The sequence below is a fragment of the Kitasatospora sp. NPDC036934 genome (assembly GCF_055608425.1).
Window position 1 is genome coordinate 92,608 of sequence record NZ_JBVJQR010000007.1, and the last position, 9,487, is coordinate 102,094.

The 9,487-nt window shown below is 72.4% G+C and carries 5 protein-coding genes; 2 read left to right on the forward strand and 3 right to left on the reverse strand.

Features of this window, described 5'->3' with window-relative positions; genetic code table 11:
- Positions 1–85 precede the first annotated feature (85 nt).
- Together ACZ7BZ_RS12535 and ACZ7BZ_RS12540 are read left to right on the forward strand one after the other, a co-directional pair.
- Positions 86–3,658: a bifunctional glycosyltransferase/CDP-glycerol:glycerophosphate glycerophosphotransferase gene (locus ACZ7BZ_RS12535; protein WP_470358341.1), complete on the forward strand. Its 3,573-nt coding sequence runs from the start codon at positions 86–88 to the stop codon at positions 3,656–3,658.
- Positions 3,659–3,936: 278 nt separating this feature from the next.
- Positions 3,937–6,447, forward strand: a complete 2,511-nt coding sequence (locus ACZ7BZ_RS12540; RefSeq protein ID WP_470358342.1) for a CDP-glycerol glycerophosphotransferase family protein — start codon at positions 3,937–3,939, stop codon at positions 6,445–6,447.
- Positions 6,448–6,494: 47 nt separating this feature from the next.
- Here the strand turns inward: ACZ7BZ_RS12540 and ACZ7BZ_RS12545 are convergent, their stop codons facing one another.
- The 3 genes from ACZ7BZ_RS12545 to ACZ7BZ_RS12555 all read right to left on the reverse strand — a co-directional run bounded on the left by ACZ7BZ_RS12545 (position 6,495) and on the right by ACZ7BZ_RS12555 (position 9,442).
- A complete protein-coding gene (locus ACZ7BZ_RS12545; RefSeq protein WP_470358343.1) occupies positions 6,495–6,983 on the reverse strand; it encodes a 2'-5' RNA ligase family protein in 489 nt (162 codons plus the stop codon).
- Between the two features lie 62 nt (positions 6,984–7,045).
- Positions 7,046–8,086: a tryptophan--tRNA ligase gene (gene trpS / locus ACZ7BZ_RS12550; protein ID WP_470358344.1), complete on the reverse strand. Its 1,041-nt coding sequence runs from the start codon at positions 8,084–8,086 to the stop codon at positions 7,046–7,048.
- A 30-nt stretch (positions 8,087–8,116) separates the two neighbouring features.
- Positions 8,117–9,442, reverse strand: a complete 1,326-nt coding sequence (locus tag ACZ7BZ_RS12555; RefSeq protein ID WP_380457933.1) for a hemolysin family protein — start codon at positions 9,440–9,442, stop codon at positions 8,117–8,119.
- Positions 9,443–9,487 lie beyond the last annotated feature (45 nt).

The window sequence follows — 9,487 nt, forward strand, 5'->3', positions numbered from 1 at the left end:
CGGGGCGCACGTACGCACCGATCCCTTGTGCGGCAAGGCCCCCACGGGGCTGCCACGCTCCTCCCGAGAAAGGCCTGCGTAGCCGATGGCTCCCCGCCTCTCCATCGTCGTTCCGATCTACAACGTCGAGCGTTACCTCGTCGAATGCCTCGACTCGATCGCCGCCCAGACCTTCACGGACTTCGAGTGCGTCATGGTCGACGACGGTTCCAAGGACGGCAGCGCGGCGCTCGCCGAGGCCTACGCGGCCCGGGACTCCCGGTTCCGGCTGGTCCGGCAGGTGAACAAGGGCCTCGGCGCGGCCCGCAACACCGGCATCCGGCACATCGACCCGGACTCCGAGTTCCTGTGCTTCGTGGACAGTGACGACTCGATGCCGCCGAGCGCCTACGAGCTGATGATCAACACGCTGGAGGAGACCGGCTCGGACTTCTGCACCGGCAACGTGCTGCGGTTCCGGGCGGTGGGCTACTACCAGTCCGGCGGGCACGTGAAGCCGTTCAAGGAGACCCGGCTCAAGACCCACATCACCGAGCTCCCGGCGCTGGTCACCGACCGCACCGCGTGGAACAAGGTGTACCGCCGGTCCTTCTTCGACGCCGCCGACCTGCTGTACCCCGAGGGCATCCTGTACGAGGACGCGCCGGTCAGCGTGCCGCACCACTACCTCGCCAAGAGCGTGGACGTGCTCTCCGAGCCGATCTACCACTGGCGCGAGCGGGAGGTCGGCGAGATGTCGATCACCCAGATGCGCACCAACCCCAAGGGCCTGGTCGACCGGGTCGCCTCGGTCGAGCTGGTCCGCGGCTGGCTGAAGAAGCAGACCGAGCCGCGCTTCGCCGAGTACCTGCGCTCCTACGACGAGAACACCCTCGTCGAGGAGATCCCGATGTTCTTCTGGTCCGTCGTGGACGGCGACAAGGAGTACCGGGACGCCTACGTCCAGCACGTCAGCCGGCTGCTCCGCTCGATCGGCCAGGAGCAGGTCCGCAAGCTGCGCGCGCCGCTGCGGCTGAAGTACCACCTGACCCTGCAGAACCGCGTGGACGAGCTGGTCGAGCAGATCAAGTACGAGGGCGACAGCGGCGGCGGCGTGCAGGCCCGCGGCCTGCTGCGGCCGTACGCGGACTACCCGTTCCTGCGCGGCGGGCGCAAGAGCGTGCCGCCCGGCGTGCTGAAGCTGGACAACTCGCTGGTCATGCGCAGCCGGCTGTACGAGAGCGCCTGGGTCGGCGGGAAGCTGGAGCTGACCGGGCACGCCTACCCGGAGCAGCTGGGCGCGGCCAACAAGCACGACATGGTCCGCACCCTGGTGCTGCGCGAGGCCAAGGGCCGCCGGGTCGTCGCGGTGCCGATGAAGACCCAGTACAGCCCCGAGGCCACCGCCAGCTGCAACCACGACCTGTACAGCTGCGACTGGTCCGGCTTCACCGTCGCCCTGGACCCGAAGAAGCTCAAGCACCGCGGCCAGTGGAAGGACGGCCACTGGCGCGTCCTGGTGGCCGGCGCGGGCAAGGGCGGGATCTACAAGGGGCGGATCTCGGCGGGCTGGAGCGACACCGCCGAGTCGATCCCGCTGCACTGGGTCGAGCCCGACGTGCGGATCGTGCCGTGGGTCCGAGACAACTTCGTCTACCTGCAGGTGGAGACCGTCAAGGCCCGGGTGACCGGCCTGGCCGCGCAGGACGGCCGGATCGAGGTCTCCGGCGCGGCCCGCTCCGGGGCGAGCTTCGTCGGGGCCAGGCTGCGGCTCACCCACGTCGAGTCGGACCGCGAGCTGACCTTCCCGCTGGAGCTGGGCGCTCCGGTCGGCACCCTGCAGCCGTTCACCTCCGCCGTCGAGGTGGCCGAGCTGACCGCCGTCCGCGAGGCCTGGGCCGAGCTGGACCCGGTGGCCGCCGAGCGGGTGCGGGACCGCTGGGACAGCGCGCTGGTGCTGGCCGACGGTGTGGTGCTGCCGCTGGTCTGGGACGACCGCAACGCGCCCGAGCAGCTGCACCTGCCGCTGGACCCGCAGGCGCCGGTCGAGCAGCGCCGGGCGATCTACACCAAGCCCTCCCCCAGCGGGCACCTGCAGTTCTCCGACCAGCTGCTGCAGCCGGTGGTGGACGAGGTGGCCGCGCGCGGCGCCGACGGCTTCCTGCTGAGCGGCTCGTTCCCGCTGCCCGGCGCGCACCGCTGGGAGCTGGTGGTCCGGCACCACTGGCGCGAGGAGGAGCACGTCTACCCGGTGGAGATCTCGGACGGCCGGTTCCGCACCGCGCTGCCCGCCGTGCCCACCGCCTCTTTCGCCGGGCAGGTCCCGCTCGCCCACGGCACCTGGCGGGTCTTCTTCCGTCCGGTCGGCGTGCCCGGCGTCGACCTGCCGAACGGCTACGTGCAGATCGCCCCGGGCTGCTTCGGCTCCCTGCCCGTGGAGGTGGAGTCCCGCGGCAAGCGGATCGCGCTGGAGCGCCGCCAGCACGACTGCCTGTCGCTGGAGTCGCACGCGGCGCTGATGCCCGAGGAGCGGGCCGGCTTCCGCCAGCGCCAGATCCGCAGCGTCGACTACCCGGCCGCCCGTCGGCTGCCGGTGCGCGACACCGTGCTGTACAACGCCGGGAACAACAGCGTCTACGCCGACTCCCCGAAGGCGATCCACGAGGAGCTGGTCCGCCGCGGCCTGCCGCTGGAGCACCTGTGGGGCAACGACGACCTGCAGGCCGACCTGCCGCGCACCGCGCAGGCGATCCGGCTCTGGAGCCCGGAGTGGTTCGAGGCGCTGGCGACGGCCAAGTACATCGTCACCAGCACCCACCTGCCCGACTTCTTCGTCCGCCGCCCCGGCCAGGTGGTCGTGCAGACCTGGCAGGGCAGCCCGCTGAAGCAGGTCGGCTTCGACTTCGAGAAGGTCTGGTTCACCGACTCCCGGTACCTCAAGAGCCTGGCCCGCGAGGTGCCGAACTGGAGCCTGCTGGTGGCCGGCAACAGCTGGTCGGCCCCGGTGCTGCGGCGCGCGTTCGACTACCAGGGCGAGATCCTGGAGAGCGGTTCGCCGCGGAACGACCTGCTCTTCGCGGCCGACCGGGAGAAGACCGCGGAACAGGTCCGCGAGCGGCTCGGCCTGCCCGAGGGCAAGAAGGTCGTGCTGTACGCGCCGACCTGGCGCGAGGACCGGCGCCGGCCGAACGGCGGCTACCAGATCGACCTGCGGATCGACCTGGAGGCGGCCAAGGCCGCGCTCGGCGACGACCAGGTGCTGCTGGTGCGCCGGCACAGCCTGATGTGCGGCCAGATCCCGGGTGCCGGCAACGGCTACGTCTGGGACGTCGGCACCTACCCCGACATGGCGGAGCTGCTGCTGATCGCCGACGTGCTGGTCACCGACTACTCGTCGAGCGTCTTCGACTTCGCCAACACCGGCAAGCCGATGTTCTTCTTCACCCACGACCTGGAGCACTACCGCGACAACCTGCGCGGCTTCAGCCTGAACTTCGAGGCCGAGGCCCCCGGTCCGCTGCTGGCCAGCTCCACCGAACTGGTCGACGCGCTCGGCCGGGTGGACGAGGTCGCCGCCGAGTACGCGGACAAGGCGGCCGCTTTCCGCGAGGCGTACTGCGACCTGGACGACGGCAAGGCCGCCGCCCGGGTGGTCGACGCGATGCTCCGCAAGGAGTAGTCCCCGGCACGCCGCGAGGCGCCCGGCGCGATCAGCGCCGGGCGCCTCCGTGCTTTCTGGGAATTTCCTGGGAAGTGTCGGCCCTTTACGTGTATTTTGCATTCGAACTGATGTTTTGTTGACGAATTTCAACGGATATCCTGCGACCCCCGCAGTTGACCCGGGGTGCCTTCCCGGTATGGGATATCAATTCGGCCCCGGTCCGGTCGACACCGGAACGCGGCCCTCCCGGCCACCGCCACCGCCGGGATGCCGTCCCCCCGAAGGGTCCCCGCCCCATGTCTGCGCTCACCCGGTTAGTCCTGCCGCACGCCGCCCCGTGGGTGAGCCCGGGCCGACCGGCCGACGACGAGGACGTGGTGTTCGGGCTGCTGCGCGCCCGCTGGCACGGCCGCGGACTGGAGCTCACCGGCTTCGGCCGCCCGCTGGACCTGGACACCGGCCGCCCCGGCTCGGCCTGGACCTGGCTGACCCTGCGCCACGAGCGCGGGACGGTGCCGCCGCTGCACCTGCGCTCCCGGCCCCGCCGGCTGCCCGAGGTCACCGACGACAGCGCCCAGCCCGAGCACAACCACGACTGGTCCGGCTTCACCGCCCTGGTGGAACCCTCCCGGCTGCGCCAGGACGACCGCTGGCAGCTCGGCGACTGGCAGGTCGAGACCACCCTCCTCACCCGCCCCCGCCCCACCCGGCTGCGCCGTCAGTACGGCGCCCTCGCCCCCCACTGGTGCGGCTCCGGCGAATACCCGCCCGCCCGATGGGTGGACCGCGACGTACGCCTCCAGCCGTACTTCGAGGACGGCCGGCTGCGGCTGCGGCTGGAGCGCCCCGGCGTCCGACTCGACCACGCCGGGCCCACCCCCGACGGCCTCCGGCTGGCCGGCACCGCCGACCACTGCCCCGGCGGCACCGTCCTGCGGCTGCGGCACCGGCAGAGCGACGCGGTGATCGAACGGCCGCTCACCCGCACCGGCAACACCTTCGCCGTCGACCTGCCGTACCGGCCGTTCACCGCCGACGGGCGCGGCCGCCGCGAACTGGAGCACTGGGACGCCGAACTGCTGCGCCCCGACGGCGGCACCGACCAGCTCTGCCTGGACGAGCGCGGCGGCCCGGTGGCCGGCCAGCACCCGCTGCCGGACGCCCCGGACCGGGTGCTCTACCTCAAGCACCTCGCCGACGGCCGGCTCCAGGTCTGCGTCCAGCCCGCGGCCGGGATCGTCGACCGGATCGCCGTCCACTTCGGCGGCTTCGAACTGTCCGGCCACTGCCCGGACCCGGCCGCCGACCGGCTGGAACTGGTCCTGCGGCACGGCGGCACCGCCGGCGAGGTCCGCGCCCCGGTCGAGCCCGAGCCGGACGGCCGCTTCCGGGTCCGGGTGCCCGCCACCCGTACCGGTTCGGACGGCGCCGTGCTGCCGCTGCGCAAGGGCGTCTGGGAGGCCGCCCTGGAGCGGGCCGACGGCTCCGGCCCGGCCCGGCCGCTGCTCGCCGCCGCGGCCGTCCTGCCCGCCCTGCCCGCCACCGCGACCACCGGCGGCAAGGACGTCCTGCTGCAGCGCCGCTGGCACGACACCCTGCTGGTGGACTCCACCCCGGTGCTCGACGCCGCCGAGCGCAGCGCCTGGACCCAGGCCCGGCTACGCACCGGGCACTACCCGGCCGCCCGCCGCGAGCCGCTGCGCGAGGCGGTGCTGTACGACGTCTTCGGCGGCCGCGGCTACGCCGACTCCCCGCGCGCGGTGCACGCCGAACTCGTCCGCCGCGGCGAGCAGTTGGAGCACCTGTGGGTGGTCGACGACGGCCAGGCCGAGCTGCCGCCCGGGGTCGTCCCGATCCGGATCTGGAGCCCGCAGTGGTACCACGCGCTGGCCACCTGCCGGTACCTGGTCGGCAACACCCACTTCCCGGACTTCCTGGAGCGCCGCACGGGCCAGGTCGTGGTGCAGACCTGGCACGGCTCGTTACTGAAGCGGATCGCCCACGACGTCGACAACCCCTGGCTGGCCGACCACGGCTACCTGGAGGCGCTCGACCGGGAGACCCCGCAGTGGAGCCTGCTGCTCTCCCCCAGCGCCTTCGCCACCCCGATCCTCCGGCGCGCCTTCCGCTACGACGGCGAGGTCCTGGAGTCCGGCTACCCGCGCGGCGACGTGCTGGCCCGACCCGAACCGCGGACCGCCGCGGCCGTCCGCCGCCGGCTCGGCGTCCCCGAGGGCAAGCGGGTCGTGCTGTACGCGCCGACCTGGCGCGAGGACCAGCGACGCGGCGACGGCGAGGGCTTCCGGCTCGACCTGCGGCTGGACCTCGACCACGCCCGCCGACTGCTCGGCGAGGACCACGTGCTGCTGGTCCGCCCGCACTCGCACGTGCGCGACCCGCTGCCGGGCGCCGACGACGGCTTCCTGTTCGACTGCGGGGACTTCCCCGACCCGCAGGAACTGCTGCTGATCGCGGACGTGCTGGTGACCGACTACTCGTCGATCATGTTCGACTTCGCGATCACCGGCCGCCCGATGTACTTCTTCACCTACGACCTGGAGCACTACCGCGACACCCTGCGCGGCTTCTACTTCGACTTCGAGCGGGACGCCCCCGGCCCGTTGGTGCCCGACTCGGCCGAACTGCTCGCCGCACTGCGCGAACTCGCCGACCGCGGAGCGGGACTGCCGCCCGGCTACGCCGAGCGCTATCGGCGCTTCCGGGCCGGGCACTGTGCCCTGGACGACGGCGGTGCGGCCCGGCGGGTGGCCGACCGGATGCTCGAACTCGGCCGCACCGCCCGGTAGTTCAGCTGCGATTCAGGAGCGGCGCCGGATCCGGGAGCGGCGCCGGATCAGGAGAAGTGGTAGTCCCGCCAGGGCCGCCAGACCTCGTCCGCGTCGAACCGGGAGAGCGAGAACCCCGGCACCGGGAAGGCCGCCCGGAACCCGCGCGCCTGCTCGTACGCCTGGTCCAGCACGTCGTCCGGCAGGCCGTGGGCGACCGTCACGTGCGGGTGGTACGGGAAGGCCAGCTCGCGGGCCAGCGGGCCGGAGCGGACGTCCGCCTCCAGCAGCCGGCACTCCTGCGCGCCCTCCTCGACCCGGACGAACACCACCGGGGAGACCGGGCGGAAGGTGCCGCCACCGCGCAGCAGCATCCGGAACGGCCGGTGCGCGGCCGCCACCGACGCCAGGTGCTCCTCGATCTTCGGCAGCGCCTCGGCCGGCACCTCGGTGGGCGGCAGCAGGGTGACGTGCGTCGGTATCGAGCGGGCCTGGGGGTCCCCGAGGCCGGCCCGGGCGTCCTGGATCCGCGCGCCGTGCGGATCCGGGACGCTCACGGACACACCGATGGTGAGGAGCTCCGGGAGCCCCTCACCACCGGGCAGACGGGTGAGCGGAGTCACCGCTTGGCGGCCGGGAGGAAGCCGATCCGGTCGTACACGGTCGCCAGCGTCTCGGAGGCCACCGCGCGGGCCTTCTCGGCGCCGATCGCCAGCACCCGGTCCAGCTCGGCCGGGTCGTCCAGGAAGGCGCTGGTGCGCTCCTGGAAGGGGGTGACCCACTCGGTGTACAGCTCGGCCAGCTCGGTCTTCAGGGCGCCGTACATCTTGCCCTCGAAGTGCGCGACCAGCTGCTCGACCGACTGGCCGCTGAGCGCGGAGTGGATCCGCAGCAGGTTGGAGACGCCCGGCTTCTGCTCCTCGTCGTAGGAGACCACGGTGCCGGTGTCGGTGACGGCGCTCTTGAACTTCTTGGCGCTGGCCTTGGCGTCGTCCAGCAGGCTGACCAGGCCCTTGGCCGAGGAGGCCGACTTGCTCATCTTGATGCCCGGGTCCTGGAGGTCCATGATCTTCGCCGTCTCCTTGAGGATGTACGGCTTCGGGATCGTGAACACCGGCGCGTAGCGCGAGTTGAAGCGCTCCGCGATGTCGCGGGTGATCTCCACGTGCTGGCGCTGGTCCTCGCCGACCGGGACGGCGTCCGCCTGGTAGAGCAGGATGTCCGCGATCTGCAGGATCGGGTAGGTGAACAGGCCGACGGTGGTGCTGTCGGCACCGTACCGGGAGGACTTGTCCTTGAACTGGGTCATCCGGGAGGCCTCGCCGAAGCCGGTGAGGCAGTTCATCACCCAGGCGAGCTGCGCGTGCTCGGGCACGTGCGACTGGACGAACAGCGTGCAGTGCTCCGGGTCCAGCCCGGCGCCGAGCAGCTGGGCCGCGGAGACCCGGGTGTTCTGGCGCAGGGTCACCGGGTCCTGCGGCACGGTGATCGCGTGCAGGTCGACAACCATGTAGAAGGCGTCGTTGTCCTTCTGCAGGTCGACCCACTGGCGCACGGCGCCCAGGTAGTTGCCGAGGTGGAACGAGCCGGAGGTGGGCTGGATGCCGGAGAGCACCCGGGGACGGTCCTTGACCGGACCAGTGACCGCTGCGTTGACCATGCGGGCCATTGTTCCAGTTCCCCCGGTCGCTCAGGAAACCTCTGCCCCAGGAGGCTCCTCCGGTGTGACCGCACTCACCCTCACCCGGGCGATCCGCCGGCCCTCCACCTTGGCCACCGTCAGCAGCACCTCCCCGCCGCCCTCGACCGGCACCCGGGCCTGGTCGCCGTCCCGGGGCAGCCGGCCGAGCGAGGCGACCAGGCAGCCGGCCACCGTCTCGTACGGGCCCTCGGGCAGGGTGACGCCGGTCTCCTCCTCGAAGTCGCCGAGGTTCAGCAGACCGTCCAGTTCCGTGCCGCCGCCGGCCAGCCGGCGGGTGGGGGCGGACTCCGGCCGGTCGTACTCGTCCCGGATCTCGCCGACCACCTCCTCGACCAGGTCCTCCAGGGTGACGATGCCGGCCGTGCCGCCGTACTCGTCCACCACGATGGCCAGGTGGTGGCCCTCCCGGCGCATCTCGCCCATCGCCTCCAGCACCCGCTTGGTGCCGGGCAGCAGCTTGACCGGGCGGGCCAGGTCGCGGACCTTGACGGCCTGCTCACCGCGGGCGCCGTAGAGATCCCGGACGTGGACGAAGCCGACCACCGCGTCGGCGCTGCCCTCGACCACCGGGTAGCGCGAGTGCGGGGAGGTCTCCGCCTGGTGGCGCACGGCGGCCAGCGGACGCTCGGCGTCCAGGAAGGTCACCTCGGTGCGCGGGACCATCACCTCGCGCAGCTGGCGCTCCCCGGCGGCGAACACATCCGCGATCAACGCCCTTTCGTCGCTTCCCAGTTCGGTGTTGGAGGCGACCAGTCCGCGCAGTTCCTCGGAGCTCATCGAGCCGCGCCCGGCCGCCGGGTCGCCACCGAACAGCCGGACCATCAGGTTGGTGGAGTGGCCGAGCAGCCAGATCACCGGGCGCAGCGCCACCGACATCACGTCCACCACCGGGGCGGCGGCCACCGCGATGGACTCGGCGCGCTGCAGGCCGATCCGCTTGGGGGTCAGCTCGCCGAGCACCAGCGAGACGTAGCTGATCACCAGGGTGAGGCCGACCAGGGCGATCGCGTCCGCCACCCCCTGGGACACTCCGGCCCGGACGAACAGCGGGGCGACCTTGCCGGACAGCGTGTCCGCGCCGAACGCGGCGGACAGGAAGCCCATGCAGGTCACGCCGACCTGCACGGCGGCCAGGAAGCGGTTCGGGTCCGCGGCCAGGTGCGCGGCCCGGGCCGAGCGCCGGGTGCCGCGCGCCTCCAGCGCCCGGATCTGGCCCTCGCGCAACGAGATCAGCGAGATCTCGGCAACGTTGAACAGCCCGCCCAGCAGGATGAAGACGAGGACGAGCGCGGCGTCCCCGAGGGTTTCGTTCACAGCGGGCCAGTGTAGGCGGCCGAGGTGTCCCGGCCCGGGGCCCCG

Coding starts and splice junctions, on each gene's coding strand:
- ACZ7BZ_RS12535 (WP_470358341.1), top strand. CDS start 86: ATGGCTCCCCGCCTCTCCATCGTCGTTCCGATCTACAACGTCGAGCGT.
- ACZ7BZ_RS12540 (WP_470358342.1), top strand. CDS start 3,937: ATGTCTGCGCTCACCCGGTTAGTCCTGCCGCACGCCGCCCCGTGGGTG.
- trpS (WP_470358344.1), bottom strand. CDS start 8,086: ATGGTCAACGCAGCGGTCACTGGTCCGGTCAAGGACCGTCCCCGGGTG.